1 protein-coding gene is annotated in these 1666 nt (G+C 51.9%); it reads right to left on the reverse strand.

Going from position 1 to position 1666, the window contains the following annotated elements; genetic code table 11:
* Window positions 1-1666, reverse strand: a 1666-nt coding sequence (locus OSCIL6407_RS30755; RefSeq protein WP_019487374.1) for a beta strand repeat-containing protein, incomplete at both ends; no start/stop codon positions are given.

Here is a 1666-nt window from a genome sequence, read left to right on the forward strand (position 1 = left end):
AGTCAGAAACGTCAACGCCTGTTACATCTTCTGAGAATTTAATTTCGTAGGTGGCGGTAGCCGCAGCAGTGGGAGATGTAGCGAGGCGGTTAATCGATGTAACTGTGGGGAAGGTGTTGTTATAAACAACGGTGTTGTCTGTGCTGGTACTAGCGGTATTGTTATTTCCGGCTGCGTCGGTAACGCTGTTAGCTTTGATGCTGGCAATGACATTTCCATTACCTGTCTGACCGTTAATGGCGACGGTGTAAACGGGGCCGCTGCCTGTAATTGTGGGTGTTAATGTTCCCGTTGCTGTACTCGCACTCAAGTCAATATCAGTGGCATCGAAACCTGTGACTGGTTCGCTAAAGGTGACGGTAAAGTTGATAGGTGAAGTTGCTGTAGGATCGGTTTGTCCTGTTGCTTGATTGATGGTGACTGTGGGAACAATTCCATCTATTACTAAGGCTTTATTTGCACCTAATGAATTGGCGGCTCCGGGTGTTGGCAATGTTAAGATGGCATCAGCAGTGGCAGCATTTTTAATCGTGCCGCTGTTTAAGGATAGGGCGGTTGTTGATAAGTAATCTAAGTCGGAACTAACATCTCCTGCTGCTACTGTGTAGCGGAATGTTAAGGTGTTACTGCCTGTTCCTGAGAGATAATTGGCACTGTTGGTTGTACCTGCTAAACTCAGTTGCGGTGTGCCTGTAACGTTGACTATTTGTGAGAATTGAACGGTGATGTCGATGTTTGTGCCGATGCCATACGTGCCGTCTGCGGTGCTGGCGCTGACGCTGGTGATGGTGGGGAATGGGTTAATGGTGATGTCGGCGGTTTCGGTGGCGCTGCTGAAGACGCTGGATGTGGTATTTGTGGTTTGGTCGGTGGTGTAGTCTGCTGTACTGCCGTTTGTGCCAACTATTTGATCCCAGGCGGCGAAGGTGATGGCGTTGGTGACAGTGCCGTTGTAACCTGTGTTGGGTACAAATCGGATTTTGGTGTTGGCATCACTGGCTAAGAGTAAGGCGTTGGTGGCGGAAACGGCTGGGGCGTTATTCCAGGTTGTGCCATCAGTGGTGTATTGCCAAGTGCCGTTTGTGGTGTCTAGGTTGGTGATGGCGATGCCTTGAGAGGCGCTGGTGTTGGGATCGGCGATTTTTGTGCCGCCGAGGTTGGTGATGATGGTGGAGATGAGTGTGCCTGTACTGGCGCTGTCGTTTTGGTTTTGGGCGTTGAGGGTGGGTGTGCCACTGTTATCGAGGGTGGGGGAGTTGTTGACTAAGACGGTGACGGTGGTGGCGGCGGAGGCAACACCGTCGGTGGCGGTGTATTGGAAGGTGTCTACACCGTTGAAGTTGGCGTTGGGGGTGTAGAGGATGTTGCGTTTAGGGTCAACAGCTAGCGCAAAGACGGAGTTATTCATCCCGGTACTGGGGTTGAAGGTGGTATCCAAGCTGCCGTCGGTATTCATTCGGGCAATACGGTTGCGGGTTGTGCCGTTGACTGTGGTGAATTGGCCACCGACTACGGGTTTGCCACTGCTGTCTAGGGCGATCGCAAAGAGGTTGTTACCCATCCCGGTACCAGGGTTGAAAGTAGTATCCAGGCTGCCATCGGCGTTCATTCTGGCGATACGGTTGCGTGCTGTGCCGTTGACTGTGCCGAAAGTGCCACCGACTAA

The sequence above is a fragment of the Kamptonema formosum PCC 6407 genome, from assembly GCF_000332155.1.
GTDB classification, from domain to species: Bacteria; Cyanobacteriota; Cyanobacteriia; order Cyanobacteriales; family Microcoleaceae; genus Kamptonema; species Kamptonema formosum.